Raw genomic sequence first — 22,977 nt, forward strand, 5'->3', positions numbered from 1 at the left:
ACAATGAATATATTGGTTAGAGCAGATTCATCATCTTTTATTGGTACTGGTCATATTATGCGTGATCTGGTATTGATAGAACAGTACCCTAATGCTAATATTGTTTTTGCAACACAGAATTTTCCGGGGAATATTAGCCATAAGATAAAAGATAAAGGTTATGCCATTGAGATATTGAAATCTAATGATATAGAAGAGTTGGATGCTCTTGTAAAGAAGCATGCTAGTGATATGATAGTGATCGATCACTATGGAATTGACTACAACTTTGAAAAAGAATTAAAAGTTAAAAATCCAACATTAAAAATTATGGTATTGGATGATACCTACGAAAAACACTACTGTGATATTTTACTCAATCACAATATCTATGCAGATGAAACAAAATATCAAGGATTGATACCGGAAAACTGTGAGCTTAGATGTGGAGCCAAATTTACGCTGCTTCGTGAAGAGTTTAGAGTAGAGAAAGTAAAAGGACGACAAAATAACATTAACAGGGGAAAGTTGAATGTATTTGTTGCTATGGGTGGAATAGATCATACAAATATTAATATCGATATCCTTGAACTCCTTCGAGAGTTTTCGAATATACATATGCATGTTATTACTACAACGGCAAACCGACATTTGGCTGAACTTAAAGCCTATGTTGCTGATAAATCAAACATAACACTGCATATCAATACTAAACAAATAGCTAAATTGATGAATAAAGCAGATTTTACCATTGTGACCCCCAGTGTAACGATCAATGAGATCTTTTACTTAGGTGTACCATTCATTGCTATCAAGACGGCTGAGAATCAAAGGTTTATGTATGAATATTTAAAAGAAAATAATTTTGCTGCACTTGAACACTTTGACCACACACAACTAAGTCAGAAAATCAGTGAACAAATAGATGAGTTAAAAGTTGCATTGGTAAATTTTATCGATCTGTCACAGGAAGAGAAGAAAATGATTTTGGAGTGGAGAAATCATGAAAGAATTCGTAGGTGGATGTTTACACAGGATATCATAGAGTTAAATGATCATTTGGAATACATTGAATCTCTAAAAGAACGTAAAGATAGACTCTATTTTTTGGTAAAGTGTAATTTAAAACCAATCGGTGTGATAGACTTTACCAAAATAGACCTTGAAAACGGGCATAGTGAGTTTGGTGTCTATTCAAACCCGACTATAAAAGGTGTGGGTCGTATTCTAATGAAGGCTATCTTGAATTATGCATTTTCTGTACTTAAGATTGATAGATTGTTCTCTGAAGTATTTGAAGATAATTATCGTGCTATACAGCTTTATGAACAGTATAATTTTAGTAAGATAAATAGTAAAACCATCAATCGTAGAAATGTAATTGTAATGGAGTTGAAAAATGAAAATAGGTAACTTTGAGCTAAATAGTGATGGAGTATTCATTATTGCAGAACTTAGTGCAAATCATGGTGGTGATATCAATATCGCAAAAGAAACAATCAAAGCAGCCAAAGACATAGGGGCCAATGCGATCAAGCTCCAGACCTATACAGCAGATACTTTGACACTGGATAGCGATAAAGAAGATTTTATTATAAAAGGCGGTACGCTTTGGGATGATAAAAAGCTTTATGATCTTTATAAAGAGGCATATTTGCCATGGGAGTGGCATAAAGAGCTTTTTAGATATGCCAGAGAGATTGGTATCGATATTTTCTCTTCACCTTTTGACAAAACTGCTGTAGATTTCCTGGAACAATTTAATCCATCTGCTTACAAAATAGCTTCTTTCGAGATCACTGACTATGAGCTCATCCGTCACGCAGCATCAAAAGGAAGAGTGATGATCATCTCCACAGGTATTGCAACGATAGATGAAATCCAGGATGCCGTGGATATCTGTAGAAGTGAAGATAATGAAGATATTATTTTGCTAAAATGTACATCTGCCTATCCAGCTTCTTTAGAAGATGCCAACCTTTTAACCATTCCAAATTTAGCTGAAACCTTTGGTGTAATTAGTGGTTTTTCCGACCATACGCTTGGTACAACGGCCCCTATTGTTGCGACAACGCTGGGAGCGAAAGTTATAGAAAAGCATTTTATTTTAGACAGATCTATTGGTGGAGCGGATGCTGATTTCTCATTGGATAAAAAAGAGTTTTCCGAGATGGTAAAAGCAGTTAGAAATACTGAAAAACTCCTGGGTAAAGTTGATTACAGTATGACCGATAAAAAGAGGAAAAGTCGACAATTCTCACGAAGCCTTTATATTACAGAAGATATTAAAGTTGGTGATGTGATTAACGGAAAGAATATTCGCTCCGTCAGACCGGGTTATGGATTACATCCCAAGCATTTAAAAGAGGTTTTGGGGAAGAAGTTTTCTACTAATAGATCAATGGGAACTCCCCTTTCATGGAGAGATATAGACTGATGTTAAAAAAAATCATTTCAAATACGTTTTCAAACTATGTACTGAAATTAGTACAAATTCTTCTAAACCTTATAGCAATTCCGGTATTGATTAACAATGTAGGTAGCGAAGGATTTGGAATTATTCTTTTTGCAAATGTATTAGTTGGCTATTTTAGTGTATTGGATTTGGGTATTTCACAAGGATTAACTAAATTTGTGGCTGAATACACTGCAAAACATAACCTTGAAAGAGTCAAAAGTATCATAAATACTTCACTGTTTTTCTATTTCTTTATTGGATTAATTGTGTTATCCAGTGTTGTTTTAATTGTGCTTTTTGATGGTCTGAAACTATTTAATATTTCAGAAGAAAATTATGATGTTGCCAAAAATATTTTTATGTTAGCAGGAGTTTTAGCACTGTTTGCATGGCCTAAAATAGCAATGGAAGGGGCCTTTAGAGGTATACAGAAGTTTTCTGTACTCAATTTAACTATTGGTATAGGAAGAATTTTTTCTGTTGCTTTAGCTATTTTATTAGCCTTAATGGATACTCCTTTAGAATATATATTCTTGGCATTTAATGCTGATAAAATCATTCTCTTTTTCTGGCAGTATCAGCTGTTGACAAAACATATGAGTTTTTGGAGATTTGAGATGAGTACAGTCAGTATAAAAACATTTCAGATGATTTTTGCATTTAGTGGTTGGATTATGCTGGGACAGATCGCTGTTGTATTGGAATATCAATCAGACCAGTTTATTTTGGCAAGTATGGTTTCTGTTTCTGCAATTGCTACCTACACAATTGTGTTTTTTCTTTTTTTATTGATCCAACAAGTTTCAGGGTTGGCAGCATCGGCTGTTATGCCGGCTGTAGCAGAGACAAAAGCAAGGAATAATCAAGATACTGTAGACTTTTTTGTATTGTATGGTTCAAAATATCATAATCTTCTTTTTGTTCCTATAGTAATTATTTGTTATTATTTGGCAGAGCCATTTATACGTTTATGGGTAGGGGATGAGTATACAGAATATGTTTGGCTTGTACAGGTTTCTGTATTGTTTCAACTTTTCTGGCAATCTAATGCATTTTTAGGGCAGGTATATACTGGTATAGGAAAGTCTAAAAAAACAGGGCTTATTGCGATATTTAGTGGAATATCAAATGTTTTTCTGAGTGTGCTTCTTGTTAACTATTATGGGCTGTCGGGAGTGATCCTGGGAACGCTTTTAGCAGGAGCATTTAGTGTACCGTTAGTATATGTCTATATATTGCCAGATCTCAATTTATCTAGATTGCTTTATTTTAAAAAAATATTTATTGAGACACAAATCCCCCTTTTATTTTTAGGACTGTTGCTTTATCCATTAAGTGGTTATTTTAATGATATTGATAGTTGGGTGGGCTTAATAGCTGTATTTATGGTTTTGTTGGTATTGCTGTATGGTTTCAGTTATGTTTTTATTTTTGAGAAAGCGCATAAAGCAAAACTGATAGCATCGTTATCTTCCAAATATGGACATACCGTATGAGAAGCAAAGTAGCTAATATGCATGACGGTAGAGAATTGTTTCTTGCTTTAACATCTGATGAGTCATTTTGGGATACATCTAAAGAGATAGTCTTTTTGGGGGAGGAAGTGTGTTCATATACCAGTAAATATTATTCACCAGAGAGAGTAGTTTTACCGGAGTTTTGGGAAGATGAAAAACAATTAAACGATTCAATAGAATTTACAAATGCTACATATGAGAATGTATTGCAAAAACTTACTTTATCTTTAAACGAGATTCATGGCTTAGAGAAAAATACTCTTTACTGGAGAAGGATTATAGGATATTTTTTAAGAACTTATGTTGATACAATGTACGATAAATATGTGCGATTGAAATATACCTTGAAGGCTCATCCACATATTGTGGTATGTACGCTTGCGCAGGAGTCATTCTGTACATCTGATAATGCATTTCACTTTGTCCAGGCAGTTAGAGAAAGCGACACACTCAATTTGCAGCTTTTTACACAGATATTAAGTGAATTAGATCATAAAACGATAATTTCAAAACCATACTCTTTTTCTATTATCAAAGATGCTGAAAAAATCCAAAGAGGTAATCAAAAAAACTTTAAACATTTCGTAGTTGAACAAATACAAAAATTTATGAATAGAGGTAAGAAAAGCCAAGTTTCCCTCTATGTTTCACTGTTTAATAACAGGAGTTTGTTGAAAATTGTTTTTGGAACGAAATTCAAATGTTGGCCAATATTTTCTATGGATAGCATAGAACAAAATATCACTATGAATTATGATTTGAGAAATCAAATCTTTTCTATGAATAGTGATAACAGTGAAAATGAATTTGAAAATATTATACTGAAAACGTTAGTAAATGATATGCCAACTGATTTTATCGAAGGTTTTTCAAATATTCGTAATAAAGCTTTGATGAATATAGAATACAATGTACCAAAAGCAATTATAACGGGGATTGGTTTTCTTTGGGAGACTGCTTTCTCCATCTGGGCGGCAGAGTGTGCTGAAAGGGGTTCGGTACTATATGGAATGCAGCATGGGGGGACATACGGTGAAGTGGAATATATCAGTGTTGGAGAGGTCTTTGAGCAATCCCTGACGGATTATTATATAACATGGGGTTGGAAAAAGGATGAGACAACCATTCCTATGCCACCGTCTCGTTTGATTGGACTTGAGAAACAGAACTTTAATAAAAATGAGAATATCTTGTGGGTCACATCAGCTGATTCTAAATATGTTGCATTTATAGGTACTATAGTTTTTGGAAGCAGGTATATCAAATACTTTGAGCATCAAGCAAATCTTTACAATAATCTTTCTCCCAAGCTGAAAGAAAAGATAAGTGTAAGGTTGTATCCTGACGATTTTGGATGGCAACTAAAAGAAAGATGGCTTGATAGAAATAAAGATATACATTTTGCCGATGTCTCAGAACCATTGATGATACAGGCTCAAAAACACAAACTTCTGATTATTGACCATTTTGGAGGAACATCTACTTTGGAATGTTTTCGGTTAAAAATTCCCATGATTATCATTGGGAGCAATAAACTATTTACACTTGATCCTGAAGCAAAAAAATATTATAAACTTCTTGAAGATGCCGGTGTTTTGTTTTTTGATGCATTCCAGGCAGCAGATTCTATCAAGTCTGCATATGATAATATAGATGAATGGTGGAATGATTCTGAAAGACAAAAAGCAATTGGAAAATTTGTTAATCATTTTGCAAAGCCATTCAATAGACCCATAGATGAATGGGTATTATTTATCAATGAGATTGGAAAAAAGTAGATCAAATGAAGCAAAAATTTAATATTATATATTTTAGTGCGTTGGATTTTGGTGGAGCAGATGCTGCACTTGATCTTGTTAAAACGGCTTATACAGAATATTTGGCATGTTTCAAAGATAAGTATGACCTAGCTAAAGGCATAACAATTATTGACTTGGAACCTTCAGAATATCAAACAGTTTCACAGAACTGTAGAAAAGTTACATTGAAAAATCATACAGAAAAATCTCAAATGGAACAATTTTATAAAATTATTGAAGGATTAAAATGAAAGGTATCATATTGGCAGGAGGAAGTGGAACACGGCTTTATCCTATTACCAAAAGTGTGTCAAAACAATTGCTCCCTATCTATGACAAGCCAATGATCTATTACCCATTATCAGTGCTTATGTTGGCTGGAATTAAAGATATACTTATAATTTCAACTCCCCATGATTTATCGCGATTTAAAGAACTTTTAGGGAATGGCAGTGATATTGGAATGTCTTTTAGTTATATTGAGCAACCTTCTCCTGATGGTTTGGCACAGGCATTTATTTTGGGTGAAGAGTTTATAGGTAATGACCGTGTAGCTTTAGTCTTGGGTGACAACATCTATTATGGTCAGGGATTTACTCCTATTCTTAAAAAAGCTGCTGCACAAAAGAATGGAGCTACTGTGTTTGGTTATCGGGTAAAAGACCCTGAACGCTTTGGTGTGGTTGAGTTTGATACAGATAAAAAAGTCATTAGCATTGAAGAAAAACCTAAAAATCCAAAATCAAACTTTGCCGTTACCGGACTTTACTTTTATGATAATGATGTGGTAGAAATTGCCAAAAATGTGCAGCCTTCATACCGTGGTGAGCTGGAAATAACATCTATTAATGAAGCGTATCTTAAAAGAGGTGCACTCAATGTGGAGCTTCTTGGCCGAGGATTTGCATGGCTCGATACAGGAACACATGACTCTTTAATGGATGCAAGCCAGTTTGTGCAGACCATAGAGCATAGACAAGGCTACAAAGTGGCATGTATAGAAGAGATAGCCTTTAGAAACGGATGGATCAATAAAGAGCAGATCTTGAAACTGGCAGAGCCGCTTAAAAAAACCGGATATGGTCAATACCTGCTTGAGATAGCCGAGGAAAGTATGTAATGTTCAAGAACGACAATATAACGATACTTGTAACTGGTTGTGCCGGGTTCATTGGAAGTAACTTTGTACCGTATTTTCTCGACAAATACGCTGAGTACAACCTGCTCAATCTAGACCTGCTGACCTATGCCGGTAACTTGGACAATCTGAAAGAAGTTGAGAATAATCCAAGATACAAATTTATAAAAGGAGATATCTGCAACAGAGAACTTGTAGAGTTCATCTTTAATGAGTACGATATTCAAGGTGTCATTCATTTTGCAGCAGAGTCTCATGTTGACAACTCCATTAAAACCCCTGGGGTTTTCATAGAGACCAATGTCAATGGTACCTTCACACTTTTGGATGTCGCCTATAAACACTGGATGGAGAAGCCATTTAAATACAAAGATAAATACATTCAAAAACTATCAACCATCAACTATCAACCATCAACTGATGAAAACACTCCTCGTTTTCATCATATCTCAACAGATGAAGTCTACGGCACCCTTGACGAAACAGGCCTTTTTACTGAAGAGACCCCTTATGCACCAAACTCGCCATACAGTGCATCCAAAGCAGGCAGCGATATGATCGTGCGAAGCTATGTGGAGACGTATGGAATGAACTGCGTCATCACCAACTGCTCTAATAACTACGGCCCCAAACAACACGATGAAAAGCTCATTCCGACCATCATCAGAAAGGCACTGGCAGGTGAGCCCATACCCATCTACGGTGACGGCAAGAACATCCGAGACTGGCTCTATGTTCTTGACCACTGCAAAGGTGTCGACCTTGTCTACCATACCGGAAAAAAAGGTGAGGTTTACAACATAGGTGGAAGAAATGAAAGAACTAACCTGCAGATCGCAGATACCATCTGTACCATATTGGACGAGAAAGTTCCACCACAAAAAAATCCTTCACTAATTACTAATAACCAATCACTAATCACGTACAAAAGTCTCATCACTTTTGTAGAAGACAGAGCTGGCCATGACCGCCGCTATGCCATTGATGCTACAAAAATTGAAAATGAGCTTGGCTGGAAAGCAGATGAGAATTTTGATACGGGTATAGTTAAGACTATTGAATGGTATTTTGGGAAGTATAGTGATTAACGTAATAAAACCCCATCTTCCTAATAAAGAGAAGTGCAAAAAATATTTTGATAATGTCTATGCCAATGACTATGTGACAAAATATCGAAGCATAGATCACGCTGTATGCCTCTGCCATCACTACTTTGCTCGAGATTTTGAGAATGCTTTAGAAGATTGGGTTAAATTTTTACATTTGGAAAATGAGAAGAAAGAATGAATATACTCCATTTAAGTTCATATGATGATGGCGGAGCTGGATATGCAGCTTACAAAGTACATAAACATTTGAAAGATGCTGGTCATAATACATTGTTCTGTGTTGAAAGAAAAACTATTAAAGATGATGCAATAATTGAAATTAGACCTAGTCTGTTACATAAGCTAAAACGTAAAATATTTAGATTTTTTGAAGATAAACTACTTGATAGTTCGTATTCATTTATTGATAGAGGTCATTATTCGTTAAATTCTATTGAAAAGTTCAAGAAAAATGTAGCCATGAAACCAGATGTAATTGTGATTTATTGGGTTTCTCGTTTTATTAATATGAAGTTTATATATAAACTTCATAAAGAATATAATGTTCCAATATTTTGGTACTTTTTAGATATGGCTCCAATGACAGGCGGATGCCATTATGCACTGGAATGTCAAGGGTACTTTCACAACTGTAAAAATTGTAAGGCCATCAAATCAAAATATTGGAAATTGTCTGAAAAAAATTGGAAGCATAAAAAGAAATATATTGACAAGTCAAAGATTGTTGGTATGACAATATCAAGCTGGACAAAAAAGCAAGCCAAACAATCATCACTTTTTAAAGATGTCCCAATTGAAAGGTTGATTATAGATGTAGATGAAAATATATTTCAACCTATTAATAAAACTGCTTTAAGGAAAAAATATAATTTAAGTGCAGATAAAAAAATTATTTTATTTGGAGCAATGAATTTTAATGATTATAGAAAAGGAATGAACTTTCTATTTGATGCCTTCCAACAGTTAAAGAAGAGTTCCAAAGTAAATATAGAAGAGATCATTCTTGTTTCAATAGGCAATATTAACAATATTGATATTAGCCGAATATCTGGATTCGAGCATGTTAATTTAGGATATTTAAACGGTGAAGAAAAATTAGCTGAAGCATATCAATTAGCTGATATATTTGTTTCTCCTTCTATTGATGATTCGGGACCAATGATGATTAATGAAGCAATTATGTGTGGCACTCCAGTAGTTGCTTTTAAAACAGGGGTCGCTTGTGATCTTGTCATTAATAATAAAACAGGATACTTGGCAGAAATAAAAAATATTGATGACTTTTGTGACGGTATGGCTGCTCTTTTAAATATGAATAAGGTTCAATATGACGAAATGTCCCGTTCATGTCGTATGCTTGGATTGGAACTATATAGTTCAAAAAAACAGCTCGATAAAATATTGGCTATATTTCATAAGTATAGCTATGATTTTAAAGGTGAAGGAGTTCATTCCGGATGAAAAAAGTTTTAATTCTGGGGGTAACTAGTAATATTGGTTATAGGTTTTACACAATGTATCAACACCGGTATGATCTTTATGGAACTTGTCGAAAATTACCTGATTTAAAAATGTTAAATGTATATGAATTGAATAGTTTGAGTAAAGAAAAACTGAGTATGATTATTAACGAAGTAAAACCTGATATAGTCATAAATTGTATTGGTATTGGTTCGATAGATTTTTGCGAGTTGAATAAGGAAATAGCCAAAGAAATAAATTTTGAAGTTGTGAAATTATTGAGAGAGATCGGATATAAGGCAAAGTATATATTTTTTTCATCGGCTAGTATTTATTCGGGATCAGCTAATTTATATAATGAAGAATCTATACCAATGCCTTTGCATTTCTACGGTAAACTGAAAGTTGAAGCAGATCAATATATTAAACAAAAATTTGATGATTATTTGATTTTAAGACCAGCACCAATTATTGGAGTGCAACAATCATTTCAACGAGTAAATCCGGCAACATTTATAATCAGGAAGTTATATCAAAACTTGTCAATTATGTTGGTAAATGATGTATTTTCAAATTTGCTTTTTTTGGATGATTGTATAAAAATTATGGGAGAATTAATAGATTGCGATTCTCAAGGAGATTTTAATTTAGCGGGTAATGAAATAGTTAGTCGTTATGAATTAGGGAAAATGATAGCTAAAGCTATGCATAAAGATAATGGAGTGATTAAGGCATGTGATTCAAATTATTTTAAAAGCCTTGTACCTCGCCCACAAAACTTGATACTTGATAATAAAAAAATAAAATGTGAAATTGGGTATGAACCTTTATCTATTTCATCAGCAATTGAACAAATAGTAAAAGAACAATTAAATGATTTAAGAAAGACTCTAGAGGAGGAGATATGAAGCAGATATATCTATATTGTAATGAGTAATGTAAATCAAAAATATTCTACTACAAAACGTGTACTCAAAGAAAAACCTGATATTTTAAAGATAGGAAGTGATTTGTATAAGACAAGTTTGTTCATTAAAAGTACTGGTAATAAATTTGATGAAGGTGGATTGAGAAAGAAGGGTTATTATAAGCAGTCAAAGCCTGATCTGCCTCTTGTCAGCGTAGTTACAGTTGTTTATAATGGTGAGAAATACTTGGAAGAAACCATTAAGAGTGTTATTGGCCAGTCTTATGATAATGTTGAATACATTATAGTTGACGGTGCTTCAAAAGATACTACCCTTGATATTATTAAAAAGTATGATGAAGTTATAGACTATTGGATTAGTGAACCTGATAAAGGTATTTATGATGCCATGAATAAAGGTATTTCACTTTGTACCGGTGACATTATAAAACTGATCAATGCAGATGACCTTCTGACGGAGGGTTCAGTCTCAAAAGCCGTTCAAGTTTACAATGATCATACAAAAGATCGAGAATTTTTTATCAGCAGTTATCTTGAAATTATGGATGTAGATGGCAAATCAATAGCTATATGGGATGATCAGGGATTTACAAAATACTTTCAAGTTTTTAATCATCCAGGATGGTATGTCCCGACAAGGATTTATAAAAAATATGGATTATACAGTACCGATTTTTCAATTTCAGGAGATTATGAGTATTTTGCAAGACTTATGTCAAACAGAGTTGAGATGGTAATGATAGATGTCCCTTTGGCAAAGTTTCGCAAAGATGGCTCCTCAAGCGGGTTTGCCGGTGTTTTTCAGGTGTATGAGATTAATAAAAAGTATTTTAGTCTTGTGAGGGCAGTATATGTTTTTTTAATGCATGGAGGCATTAAGCTTGCAGGAAAAATAAAAAAGGTGCTTCTGACCCGATGAGAAAAATGCTTTTCTATTTGCTCTGCTTATATGCTTTTTTTGTTCCATTGGAATATTTGTATGTAGTGTTATTCAGTTTTGACAGTCCATTAAAACCATATCGCATTATATTTTTTATGCAGATGCCACTGTTTATGATATTTTTATTTATGAACAAAAGAAAAGTTGTCAAATTTGATAAAATCGATCTTTTGCTTTTAGTGCTCTTTTTATATGGGTTTATAATGGCATTTGTACGTTATTATTTTTTTGATGAAGGTATTATTGGTTATGCAATAAATGATATACAGCTGATTCTATTTGGTTATTTGACCTTTTTGATCTTAAAGCAATTGGAATTAAAAACTGATGAAATAAAAAAAATATTAGTTTTCTTTTTTATTTCGATTATGATAAATTCTTTTTATATCATCTACAATGCATTTGTATTGCATAGTTTTGAAAGGCTGGGCGGGTTTTTCAAAAACCCGAATCAGGCAGCAGAGGCAATAGTAATGGGTATTTTGATTCTCTTGTATTTTGTGGGGAAAAAATCATTTTCAAAATGGTGGCTGGGCCTTCTACCGGTCATGCTTATAGCAATTTTTTTCACTGGTTCAAGAGGGGCTTTAATTGGCTTGCTCATTGCCGGAAGTTATTTTTTGCTTCAAAACAGCAGACGTATGCTTTTTCGATTGTCTGCCGCGGGTATGCTGATTCTGGCATTTGTTTTGCCTTTTAATGCAGCTATGGAGACGTTAGATTTAAATAAGCTCATGAATCGTTTCACTTCGGAAAATATTGAAAGCAGTGGAGGGTCCGGACGTATTGATATTTGGAAAAGTGGGCTCTTGTTAGGAAAAGATACATACTTTACCGGAGTTGGAGCATCGGAATACAGAGCATATCATCATCACTATATACGCAAGATACCTGATGCCTATATTACAGTTCTTAATTATGATTTAGGCTTACACAGTGATTATATGTCGATGCTTGTCGAATATGGTTTTATAGGTTTGTTGTTATATCTATATTTGATATATTTTCTATTTTATAGACTTCATCAGATTAAGAGAGAAAAAGAACTTGATGATTTACCAACCCTTTTTATACTGATTTTCATCTCCATGTTTATTCAGGGTATGTTCCAAGTATCTTATATTTTACCTATGTATTGGTTGTTTATTGGACTTGGGTTCTCGTTGGTAAAAAATAGATACCGATATTCCAAAAAAGATTTATACTCTAAAGGAATTATTAATGCAAATTCATGACCTGTTAAGGAAGGTAGTGAGGTTCTATCGATTAGTCAGAGCTAGTGATGATTTTAAAAAGTTAAAATACGGAAGTAGTTTTATTGTTGGAACAAATTGTTTGATATATCCAAGTCAATTTATTAGTTTTGGAAATAATACGGCAATAGGAAGAGATGTAATTATTTCTACTTCAAAGTCAGGAAGAAGCCCTATTCAAATTGGAGACCATGTGATGATAGCCCAGAGAGTAATGATAATAGGTGGTAATCATGAAATTTCACAGATAGATGTTCCTATGGATACTCAGGGAGAAGGAAAGCAAGGACCAATTACAATAGAAGATGATGTATGGATTGGTGCTGGAAGCATTATATTGACTGGTATAACCATTGGTAAAGGAGCTGTTGTCGGTGCGGGGAGTGTCGTTACAAAGTCAGTAGAGCCTTATAGTATTGTAGCAGGCAACCCGGCTCGGTTGATAGGGAAACGGATATGATGAAGGATATAGTGATAGTCGGAGGCGCCAGGGATTACCATGTAATGGATTGGTATAGAACCGTAAAGGCTTTGGTTTCGGAGCGTAGAGTGATATTATTGACCGATTTGATCGGTGGTGAAGGGTTTGATATCCTGGTCACTCCTGATGATACAGTTAAAAAACTGTTCATTATTGACTGGTTTCTCTTTCGGATACAGAGCAGGAAAGGTGATCTTTGGAGAAATATATTTAAGCTTATTGTATTGCCAATTCAGGTGTTTTTACTAAAACGGTATGCAAAAAAGCATCCTGATTCTGTCTATCATGCGCAACCAATGTATTATATGTTTCTTTGCTGGCTTGCAGGTGTTGAGTTCATAGGTACGCCACAGGGTAGTGAAGTTTTGGTTAGACCGAAAAGGTCAAAACTTTACAAGTATTTTGCAACAAAGGCATTAAATGCAGCCAAGTTTATTACTATTGATTCCCAGTCAATGAAAGATGGTATTAAAGAGTTAAGTGGAAAAGATGCGATGATTATTCAAAATGGAATAGACATTCAAAATATAGCTAAGTATAGAATTGAAAACAAGAATAAGAATATAGTATGTTCCATTCGGGGCATGACAGAACTATATAGAATAAAAAATATATTAGAGGCAAGAAACAGCAGTAATACTATGTATCCGATAACTTTTATATACCCTTTTCAAGATCAAATATATAGAAATGAAATAGATGCTTTATTTCAAACTGACGATAAAGATCTGGGGAGGCTGGGGAAAGAGGATATGTATAAATTGCTTGCTTCTGCAAAGTTGGTTATTTCCATTCCTAAAAGTGATTCATCACCAAGAAGTGTATATGAATCTATTTTCTCAGGGGCGTGTGTTGCCGTTACATATAATCCCTGGATAGATATTTTACCAGTGTGTATGAAAAAAAGAGTATTTATTGTTGATTTGGAGGATAACAATTGGTTTGACAATGCAATAAAATATGCCAATAGCATATCGAAAAGACCATATGTTCCATCAGAAGAAGCTATGGAAATGTTTGATGAAAAAAGAACAATGAGGAAAGCTATTGAGCTTTTATATTAAAATGGGGAGAGAAAATGAGTGAAAGAAAATACCAAATATGTACAAACTGTGTAATGGATACGACCGACAGTAAAATAATTTTTGATGAGAACGGAATGTGCGATCACTGCCAGACGTTTTACCATGAGATCCAGCCAAATTGGCATCCGAATGAAGAGGGTTGGAAAGAGATAACAAAAATTGCCGAGAACATTAAAAAAGAGGGTGAAGGCAAAGACTTTGACTGTATCATCGGGATGAGTGGGGGAATAGACAGCTCTTACCTTGTGTACCTGGCTACAGAAAAATTGGGCTTAAGACCATTGGTCTTTCATGTCGATGCGGGGTGGAACTCTGACACTGCCGTACATAACATAGAACGGATAGTCGATAAGCTGGACCTGGATCTTTATACGGAAGTGATAGATTGGGAAGAGATGAAAGATCTTCAGTTAGCATACTTTAAAGCAGGGGTATCGAACACTGACACACCTCAGGACCATGCTTTTTTTGCTACCATGTACAAGTTTGCCGAGCAGTACGATGTCAAATATATATTGACGGGTGGAAACTACTCTACTGAATGCATCCGAAACCCTTTGGAATGGATGTACTATCAGTCAGACTCCATTCAGCTGCGGGACATACATAAAAAATTTGGTACGCGTCCATTAAAGAATTTTCCGGTGACAAACATACTTTGGCATAAAGTATATCTGCCGTATATCAAGAAGATCAAACTCATAAGACCGCTTGACTATATGCCTTACCATAAAGAAGAAGCAACACAGTTTCTAGTGGATAATTTTGGTTATCAGCGTTACGCACAAAAGCATTTTGAATCACGGTTTACCAAATTTTACGAATCGTACTGGCTGCCGAAAAAATTTGGCTACGACACGAGAAAAGTCCAGTACTCCAGCCTAATCGTTACCGGACAGATGACAAGAGAAGAAGCATTGGTAAAGTTGAAAAATCCTGCCTATGATGAAGAGACCATTAATCAGGATTTCGAATATATCGCTACCAAGCTGGGGATCACTGTCAATGAATTGCAAAGCTATATGGATGCACCTAATAAAACCTATAAAGATTATAGAAATCAGATGGCGATATATGATATAGGTGCGAAAGTAATGCGAATGTTGGGTCTGGAGCGTGGAGGAAAGCGATGATAGCGATCGTTGACTATGGAGTAGGAAATATTAAAGCATTTGCCAATATTTATAAAAACTTGAATATCCCTTTTAAAGTGGCAAAATCCGAAGATGATCTGGAAGATGCAACCAAGATCATCTTACCCGGAGTCGGGTCGTTTGACCATGTGATGCAAAGTCTTAATGGTTCAGGTATGAGGGAAAAACTGGATAAACTTGTGTTGGACAAAAAACTGCCTGTTCTTGGTATTTGTGTCGGTCTTCAAATGTTGGCAAAGTCAAGTGACGAAGGAGAACTCGAGGGGTTAGGTTGGATAGATGCTCATGTTAGAAAGTTTGATGAGTCAAAACTGACAAAAACAACACCGCTTCCTCATATGGGATGGAACAGTATTAAAATAGTAAAAGATAATGCACTTTTGAAGGATCTGGATACAGAAGCACGGTTCTATTTTTTACATTCGTATTTTATAGAATGTAAGAATGAGAATGTAGTCGCTGCCACAGCAAGCTACAGTGAAACATTTACAAGCATGGTGCATCAAGACAATATTTACGGGATTCAACCGCATCCAGAGAAAAGCCATAAAAATGGTATTACATTACTTAAAAACTTTGGAGAACTCTAATGCTTTATCCAAGAATCATTCCATGCCTTTTGGTGCACAATAAAGGGCTTGTTAAAACCATTAAGTTTAAAGAGGGCAAATATGTCGGTGATCCTATCAATGCAGTGAAGATATTTAATGAAAAAGAGGTTGATGAACTGATGGTCTTGGACATCGACGCAACAGTAGAGGGGTGTGAACCCGACTATAAGATGATAGAAAACCTTGCCGTTGAGTGTAGGATGCCTTTGTGTTATGGAGGAGGGATAAAAACTGCCGAGCAAGCTGAAAAGATATTTAGCCTTGGTGTGGAAAAGATAGCTATCAGCTCTGCAGTAATCGATAATCCATCTATAGTAAAAGAGTTGGCACAAAAAGTAGGAACACAAAGTGTTGTTGTAGTCCTCGATGTTAAAAAGAAGATGTTTGGCGGATATGAAGTTGTGACTCATAACGCAACAAGGAAAACAGGGATTGACCCGGTGAAATTTACTAAAGAGTTGGAAGCGTTAGGTATTGGAGAGATTGTAATAAACTCTGTAGATAATGACGGCATAATGAAAGGTTATGATTTTAACATTATCGACAAAGTCAAAGAGATCGTTACAGTACCCATGACCGTACTTGGTGGAGCCGGTTCGTTGGATGATATGGGACAGGTAATAAAACGGCATGGAATTATCAGTGTTGCTGCGGGAAGCTTGTTTGTGTTTAAAGGGAAGTATAAAGCTGTTTTGATTAATTATCCGAAGCATGATGAAAAAGAAAAACTAATAAATGAAAATTACAAGGGAATAGAATGAAACAACTAATACAAAGCTTTAAAACAGGAGAACTTGGACTTTTTGATGTCCCCGCTCCGATCTGCCAGGAAAATGGTGCCTTGGTGCAAACAACAGTGAGTCTAGTGAGTGCAGGTACAGAGAAGATGTTGGTGGACTTTGCTAAGAAGTCGATGTTGGCAAAAGCTAAAGATAGACCTGACCTTGTAAAACAAGTTGTGGACAAGATGAAAAAAGAGGGTGTTAAAAACACACTTGAAAAAGTGTTTACTAAACTCGATACACCAATACCTCTTGGGTACTCTGCTGCCGGTCAAGTGATAGAAGTCGGTTCTAACATGAGTGGACTCAATGTAGGTGACAGAGTTGCTTGTGGTGGTGCTGGGTATGCAAACCATGCTGAGATCAATTATGTGCCTAAGAACCTGATGGTCAAAATACCTGACGAAGTGGATGACATCGATGCTTCGTTTGTCACTGTAGGGGCTATTGCACTTCAAGGTGTGCGCCAGACAGAACCAAAACTTGGTGAGAGAGTGGCGGTTATAGGACTTGGACTGCTTGGACAACTTACTGTTCAGCTTCTTAAAGCCAACGGCTGTAAAGTCATCGGTTCTGATGTTGACCCAGACAAGATAGCATTGGCTAAAAAATTGGGTGCTGACGAGACTTGTCATGCAGGAGATCTCATAGCCAAAGCCAATGAATTTTCTAACGGACATGGAGTAGATGCAGTCATCATCGCGGCTTCGACATCATCTAACCAACCTGTCATCGATGCAGCTGAGATCTCTCGTATGCGTGGTAGAGTCGTGTTCCTTGGTATGGTAGGAATGGACATTCCTCGTAACGACTACTACAAAAAAGAGATCGACCTGCGTTTGTCTATGGCCTATGGACCGGGACGTTATGACCCTGAGTATGAAGAGAAAGGACATGATTACCCCTTTGACCTGGTACGCTGGACAGAACAGCGTAACTTTGAAGCCTTTTTGGGACTCATAGAAGAGGGGAAGATCACCCCTAAAGAGCTCATCACCCATAGTTACGGCTTCGATGATGCCATGACCGCTTACGATCTGCTCGAAGGCAAGATACAGGAGAAGTACCTCGGTATTGTCTTGAAGTATAAAAAGGACATCAACCTCGACGAACACAAGATCGTTCAGCGCAGTGACAAGGCTGTGAGTGCTGACAAAGTCAATGTTGGGCTTATCGGTGCGGGGAACTTTACCAAATCTGTCATCTTACCGAATATGCAAAAAGTCGGTGGCTATGAACTGGTTGGTCTTTGTACAGCTACAGGAGTTAGCGCCCAAGGGACAGGTAAGAAGTATGACTTTAAGTACATCACGACAGACAGTGACGAGATCTTTAAAAACACTGAGATCAACTCTGTCTTTGTGACAACACAACACAATGACCACGCCCTAAAAGTCATCAAAGCTATGGAGAACCAAAAACATTGTTTTGTAGAGAAACCACTCTGCATCTATGAAGAGGAGCTTGAAGCCATTAAAGAAGCATATAACGGAAAATCCATCTTGCAGGTGGGCTTTAACCGACGTTTCTCACCAATGGTAGAGAAGATGAAAGTCAAACTTAACGGACCGGCCTCCATTAACTACCGTGTTAATGCCGGGATCATTCCTAAAGATATCTGGATACAGGACAGGACCATCGGCGGTGGGCGCATCATCGGTGAAGTGTGTCACTTCATCGATACCTGCTCTTACCTTGTAGATTCCGAAGTGGTGTCTGTGTATGCCGCAACGGTACAAAAAGATGACCAGTCTATCCCTGATGAGGACAACGTCAACATCACGTTGAAATATGCAAATGGAAGCACCGCGATCATTTCCTACTATGCCTATGGCGATACCTCTATGCCCAAAGAGCATATAGAGGCTTTTTGCAATGGAGTGAGCATGCAGATGACAGACTTCAGAGAACTCATCATCTACAGTGGCGGAAAGAAAGAGAAGATTAAAAGTGCTAATCAAGACAAAGGTTTCATGGGAGAGTTCAAAGCCTTTAAAGAATCTGTACAGAATGGGAGACCGGCGATACCATTTGAGAGCATCTATAATACGACGAAGACGACATTTAAGATCTTGGAATCGATTAGAAGAGGGAATGTAGAACAAGTTTAATGAAAAAGTTTATAAGACTCTTTAATACCGTTAAATACCTAAAGAGTATTCAGGTTTTTTATAGATTGTATTATTTCACACGAAGACGATGGAGAAATTTTAGAGGATTTCAGTACCCGTTGGCAATACCTGCGAATTCGGCAGCATTGATAATGGAACAATCAATACCAAGCTATAGTTCGATTGAGGAGAAAAGGTTTACTTTTTTAAATCTTTCTCATACTTTTGAACATAATATAGACTGGAATTTTTCGGAGTATGGGAAACTTTGGACTTATAATCTTACATATTTTGACTATTTGCAGCAAGATGATATGAACAAAGAGAGAGGTGTAGCACTGATCTATGAGTTTATAGATCAATCTACTTTGGTCAAAGATGGACTGGAACCCTTCCCCATCTCACTTCGTGGTATTAATTGGATAAAGTTCCTTACCCAGCATAACATCCGGGATCAAAAGATAGACGACAGTCTTTATGCCCAGTATATGATACTGTTGGATAATCTAGAGTACCATCTTCTGGGGAACCATCTACTTGAAAATGGTTTTTCTCTGTTTTTTGCTGCCTACTACTTTCAGGATAAAAAATTTTACGTAAAAGCCAAAGAGATATTACTTGCGGAATTGGAAGAACAAATACTCGATGACGGAGCACATTTCGAACTAAGCCCTATGTATCATCAGATCATACTGTTTAGAGTTTTGGATTGTTTGAACCTTCTTCAGAACAATCAGTGGATGGTTGATAGTCGATTGTTGATAGAGTTTTTGGTGGCTAAAGCTGTGAAAATGTTGGGATGGCTGAACGCCATAACCTTTGAAAATGGGGAGATCCCGTTGTTTAATGACAGTACTTACGATATCGCTCCCACTACAGAACAACTTAATTATTATGCAAAATTACTTGGTATTGACCATCAACCATCAACCGTCAACCCTCAACTAAACGAAAGTGGTTACCGAAAGATAACAAAGCAAAATTATGAAATGACCATCGATGTTGGTCCCATCGGTCCAGACTATATTCCAGGGCATGCTCACGCTGATACATTTAATTTTGAATTACAGATAAATGGTAAGCCGTTGATTGTTGATACCGGACTCTCAACTTATGAAACCAATGCAAGACGAACAGAAGAACGTGCTACATCTGCACATAATACCGTTGAGATTCTGGACAGCAACAGTAGTGAAGTCTGGGCCGGCTTTAGAGTGGCTGATCGTGCTTACGTTACTATAGAACAAGAGAGTGACAATAGGATCGTTGCAAGTCATGACGGCTACCAGAAGAAGTTTGGCATAATCCATACGAGAGAGTGGCAGTTTGAAGAGGATAAGATCGTTATAAAAGATACCCTGAACAAACCCGTAAAAGCGGTTGTCAGGCTTCATTTTCATCCCAGTGTAACGGAAGAGATGATACATGAACGAATTCAAAATTCAAAATTCAAAATTCAAAATTATAAATACGCTCCTGAGTTCAACAAGCTTGTTGATGCTAAAGTAGTTGAGATAGAATTTGAAAAAGAGTTGGAGATAGAGATACGACTATGAACAATAAAATATTATTTATAACCGACAACTTTCCACCAGAAGTGAATGCGCCTGCAACAAGAACATATGAACATTGCCAGGAATGGATAAAAAAAGGAGTAGAAGTAACTGTCATTACATGTGCACCTAATTTCCCTCATGGGAAAGTTTATGATAGATATAAGAATAGACTGTATCAAAAAGAAAATATGGATGGTATAGAAGTGATACGTGTCTGGAGTTACATTACTTCCAACAGCGGATTTGCAAAAAGAGTCTTTGACTATGTTAGTTTTGCGTTTATGGCATTTTGGGTCGGACTTTTTCAAAAATATGATGTCATAGTTGCTACCTCACCACAGTTCTTTACTACATGGACAGCCTGGGCTCTTTCTAAGATACAAAGAAAACCATGGATATTTGAATTACGTGATCTCTGGCCTGAGTCCATTAAAACTGTTGGAGCAATGGAACAGGGAAAAATCATTGATATTTTGGAGAAAATAGAACTCGGACTTTACCGGGATGCTGATAAAGTCGTGCCTGTAACAGATGCTTTTAAAACCAATCTCATAAACCGTGGCATAGATGCTTACAAAATAGAAGTAGTTACAAATGGTTCAAATATGGAAATGTTTTCTCCAAGAGATAAAGATATTTCATTACTGAAAGAGTTGGAATTGGAAGATAAATTTATTGTCGGGTATATCGGGACACATGGAATGGCTCACAGTTTGGATTTCATTGTTCGGTCTATCGCAAACATCAAAGATGAGAATATTCATTTTCTTTTTATAGGAGATGGAGCAATGAAAAGTATGATAGTGGATTTGGTAAAAGAACTCAAACTAAACAATATTACCTTTTTGGCACCGGTTTCCAAAGAAGAAGTGCCAAAGTATCTCTCAATTGTAGATGTTTCTCTTGCACCATTGAAAAAAGAAGATAATTTCAAGACAGTTATCCCTTCTAAAATATTTGAAGCTTCTGCTATGCAAAAACCGACATTGCTGGGTGTAGAAGGACAGGCACAGGAGATTATAGAAAAATATGATGCAGGAATTTGTTTTGAACCAGAGAATGAAGAAGATTTTATTAAAAAACTGACAGAGCTACGTGATAAAAAAAGATATAAAAAGTTAGAAAAAGGCTGTGAGATGCTAGCTCAGGATTTTGATAGAAAAAGATTGGCAGAGAAAATGCTCAATGTTATTTTGCAGGTGATTAGAGATTGGTAACTAGCGGTCAGTTACTTTTTAAGTAATGAAATATTTTTTGATCAGCAGATAGGGTCTGACAAGATAATAGGCCCAAGAAAACTCTTTGGGAAGATCGATATGCCAGTATTCATTGAATGAGGGTTTAAGTATGACCTTGTGTAAGTATTTTATTTGCTCTTTTGTGCCGGGAAAAAGTTTGAGCATGGCAGCAGTTTTGGCAAAAGTACTTTTTGGAGTTTTCCAGCTTTGCAGAACAAATTCTGAAAGTGGTTCGACCTGCGGATACTGTACGATCTCATTATGGATACTTTTTGGTAATGGTGTATGAAACAAAAAGACACTTAGTGAAAGTCCAAGATAGACCATTTTCTCAAAATTGTTTTCTTTTGCCTTTTGAATGATAATCTCCCAGTTGACCTTATGTTTCCGTATCAGCAGATCGATATCTTTGATCCATTCTACCCGTTCCCAAAGATGCTTTGAACCGTGTATACAGAGGTAATAGAGTAAGTTTTCATTTGAAAAAGTAGAGATATCATGACCGTTTAGTTTCACTGTTTGGGTCTCTTTCCAAAAATTTTCAAGGTTTACCTGCATAGGATAGTCTTCATCCAAAAATGACCAGTGCATTTCAAAATGTACACCTTTTTGTTTGTGAATGAACCCCATATCGTGTGCGTATTTGATCCAGACTTTCTCTTGAATAGGTGTGAGTGTTAATAAGCGTTTATACCCATAGGCTTTTAGAAGGGAATCGATTTTGTATATATTTTCTTTTCTTGTGAGTACATCTAGATCGCTATACTGCCGCAGTGTAATATCTTCATACACCATCTGTGCCAGTGCAGGGCCTTTGAAGGCAAGGGCTTCGATGGAATTCTTTCTGAGTAAATCCATAATTTTAATAAGTTCGCTTGTCATTAACATATTTCTTTGAACTATTGACATATAGTATGGCTTAAGCTCAGAGAGAAAAGTGTTGAGCGTTGAGCGTTGAGCGTTGAGAGAATCGCTTTGCGATAGGTTTTTGATGGTTTTGTAGACCAATGGTAGAATGCCATGGCGGGATGCCATGGAAGTGATAGTGGATAGTGATAGTGATGGTGTGGAGAGGTAAGAAAGGATGAACTCTGTGTCTTCTTCTGAGGGATCTGTCTGGCAGCAGGCGATGAGAAACTTGATCTCGTTGAAGATCAGTTCCGAGTGCACCCCAAGGGCATTTCCTGTTGGGGCAATGTTGAGTTTTTTTAGTTGTTGGTTGATAGAAGGCTTTGTATTATTTGGCATAGGGTATTATAGCAGTATAGTGATTAGTGATAGTGGATAGTGGATAGTGGATAGTGGATAGTGATAGTGGTAGTGACAGTTGATAGTTGGTAGTTGGTAGTGATGGTGATGGTAGAGAGTGATAAAGGG

The 22,977-nt window shown here is 36.1% G+C and carries 19 protein-coding genes and 1 pseudogene; 19 read left to right on the top strand and 1 reads right to left on the bottom strand.

Features of this window, described 5'->3' with window-relative positions; genetic code table 11:
• Nucleotides 1–3: 3 nt before the first annotated feature.
• The 19 genes and pseudogenes from pseG (at nucleotide 4) to IMZ28_RS03935 (ending at nucleotide 21,579) form a co-directional block, all read left to right on the top strand.
• The gene (pseG, locus tag IMZ28_RS03845; RefSeq protein ID WP_197549430.1) at nucleotides 4–1,392 is read left to right on the top strand and encodes a UDP-2,4-diacetamido-2,4,6-trideoxy-beta-L-altropyranose hydrolase; all 1,389 of its coding nucleotides are present in this window, start codon (nucleotides 4–6) and stop codon (nucleotides 1,390–1,392) included.
• Nucleotides 1,379–2,416, top strand: coding sequence for a pseudaminic acid synthase (pseI, locus tag IMZ28_RS03850; protein ID WP_197549431.1), 1,038 nt, complete (start codon nucleotides 1,379–1,381; stop codon nucleotides 2,414–2,416). The genes pseG and pseI overlap by 14 nt, the downstream gene beginning before the upstream one ends.
• Nucleotides 2,416–3,933, top strand: coding sequence for an oligosaccharide flippase family protein (locus tag IMZ28_RS03855; RefSeq protein ID WP_197549432.1), 1,518 nt, complete (start codon nucleotides 2,416–2,418; stop codon nucleotides 3,931–3,933). The genes pseI and IMZ28_RS03855 overlap by 1 nt, the downstream gene beginning before the upstream one ends.
• On the top strand, nucleotides 3,930–5,732 hold the full coding sequence (locus tag IMZ28_RS03860) for an LIC12162 family transferase (RefSeq protein ID WP_197549433.1): 1,803 nt from the start codon (nucleotides 3,930–3,932) through the stop codon (nucleotides 5,730–5,732). Before IMZ28_RS03855 ends, IMZ28_RS03860 begins: the two co-directional genes overlap by 4 nt.
• A 5-nt stretch (nucleotides 5,733–5,737) precedes the next feature.
• Nucleotides 5,738–6,004, top strand: coding sequence for a hypothetical protein (locus tag IMZ28_RS03865; protein WP_197549434.1), 267 nt, complete (start codon nucleotides 5,738–5,740; stop codon nucleotides 6,002–6,004).
• Nucleotides 6,001–6,873 (top strand): glucose-1-phosphate thymidylyltransferase RfbA, encoded by an 873-nt coding sequence (gene rfbA / locus IMZ28_RS03870; RefSeq protein WP_197549435.1) that lies wholly within the window; start codon nucleotides 6,001–6,003, stop codon nucleotides 6,871–6,873. Before IMZ28_RS03865 ends, rfbA begins: the two co-directional genes overlap by 4 nt.
• A complete protein-coding gene (gene rfbB, locus IMZ28_RS03875) occupies nucleotides 6,873–7,979 on the top strand; it encodes a dTDP-glucose 4,6-dehydratase (protein ID WP_197549436.1) in 1,107 nt (368 codons plus the stop codon). The genes rfbA and rfbB overlap by 1 nt, the downstream gene beginning before the upstream one ends.
• 195 nt (nucleotides 7,980–8,174) lie before the next feature.
• On the top strand, nucleotides 8,175–9,461 hold the full coding sequence (locus IMZ28_RS03880; protein ID WP_197549437.1) for a glycosyltransferase: 1,287 nt from the start codon (nucleotides 8,175–8,177) through the stop codon (nucleotides 9,459–9,461).
• Nucleotides 9,458–10,369 carry an SDR family oxidoreductase gene (locus IMZ28_RS03885; protein WP_197549438.1) on the top strand — a complete coding sequence of 304 codons (912 nt, stop codon included), beginning with the start codon at nucleotides 9,458–9,460 and terminating at the stop codon, nucleotides 10,367–10,369. The genes IMZ28_RS03880 and IMZ28_RS03885 overlap by 4 nt, the downstream gene beginning before the upstream one ends.
• 21 nt (nucleotides 10,370–10,390) lie before the next feature.
• Nucleotides 10,391–11,308, top strand: a complete 918-nt coding sequence (locus IMZ28_RS03890) for a glycosyltransferase family 2 protein (protein WP_197549439.1) — start codon at nucleotides 10,391–10,393, stop codon at nucleotides 11,306–11,308.
• Between the two features lie 149 nt (nucleotides 11,309–11,457).
• Nucleotides 11,458–12,564, top strand: a complete 1,107-nt coding sequence (locus IMZ28_RS03895) for an O-antigen ligase family protein (protein WP_197549440.1) — start codon at nucleotides 11,458–11,460, stop codon at nucleotides 12,562–12,564.
• A gap of 316 nt (nucleotides 12,565–12,880) precedes the next feature.
• Nucleotides 12,881–13,036 (top strand): annotated as a pseudogene (locus IMZ28_RS11125) (DapH/DapD/GlmU-related protein); the annotation flags it as partial.
• Nucleotides 13,037–13,038: 2 nt separating this feature from the next.
• Nucleotides 13,039–14,127 (top strand): glycosyltransferase, encoded by a 1,089-nt coding sequence (locus IMZ28_RS03905; RefSeq protein WP_197549442.1) that lies wholly within the window; start codon nucleotides 13,039–13,041, stop codon nucleotides 14,125–14,127.
• 14 nt (nucleotides 14,128–14,141) lie between these two features.
• A complete protein-coding gene (locus tag IMZ28_RS03910) occupies nucleotides 14,142–15,281 on the top strand; it encodes an N-acetyl sugar amidotransferase (RefSeq protein WP_197549443.1) in 1,140 nt (379 codons plus the stop codon).
• Complete coding sequence (hisH, locus tag IMZ28_RS03915; protein WP_197549444.1) at nucleotides 15,278–15,892, top strand: imidazole glycerol phosphate synthase subunit HisH; 615 nt, start codon at nucleotides 15,278–15,280, stop codon at nucleotides 15,890–15,892. Before IMZ28_RS03910 ends, hisH begins: the two co-directional genes overlap by 4 nt.
• Nucleotides 15,892–16,674, top strand: a complete 783-nt coding sequence (locus IMZ28_RS03920; protein WP_197549445.1) for an AglZ/HisF2 family acetamidino modification protein — start codon at nucleotides 15,892–15,894, stop codon at nucleotides 16,672–16,674. Before hisH ends, IMZ28_RS03920 begins: the two co-directional genes overlap by 1 nt.
• Nucleotides 16,671–18,806: a bi-domain-containing oxidoreductase gene (locus tag IMZ28_RS03925; RefSeq protein ID WP_197549446.1), complete on the top strand. Its 2,136-nt coding sequence runs from the start codon at nucleotides 16,671–16,673 to the stop codon at nucleotides 18,804–18,806. The genes IMZ28_RS03920 and IMZ28_RS03925 overlap by 4 nt, the downstream gene beginning before the upstream one ends.
• 314 nt (nucleotides 18,807–19,120) lie before the next feature.
• Complete coding sequence (locus IMZ28_RS03930) at nucleotides 19,121–20,362, top strand: alginate lyase family protein (RefSeq protein WP_197549447.1); 1,242 nt, start codon at nucleotides 19,121–19,123, stop codon at nucleotides 20,360–20,362.
• Nucleotides 20,359–21,579: a glycosyltransferase family 4 protein gene (locus IMZ28_RS03935; RefSeq protein ID WP_197549448.1), complete on the top strand. Its 1,221-nt coding sequence runs from the start codon at nucleotides 20,359–20,361 to the stop codon at nucleotides 21,577–21,579. The genes IMZ28_RS03930 and IMZ28_RS03935 overlap by 4 nt, the downstream gene beginning before the upstream one ends.
• Before the next feature lie 18 nt (nucleotides 21,580–21,597).
• Here IMZ28_RS03935 and IMZ28_RS03940 read toward each other — a convergent pair whose 3' ends face one another.
• A complete protein-coding gene (locus tag IMZ28_RS03940; protein ID WP_197549449.1) occupies nucleotides 21,598–22,848 on the bottom strand; it encodes a nucleotidyltransferase domain-containing protein in 1,251 nt (416 codons plus the stop codon).
• Nucleotides 22,849–22,977 lie beyond the last annotated feature (129 nt).

The organism is Sulfurovum indicum, from assembly GCF_014931715.1.
GTDB lineage: Bacteria > Campylobacterota > Campylobacteria > Campylobacterales > Sulfurovaceae > Sulfurovum > Sulfurovum indicum.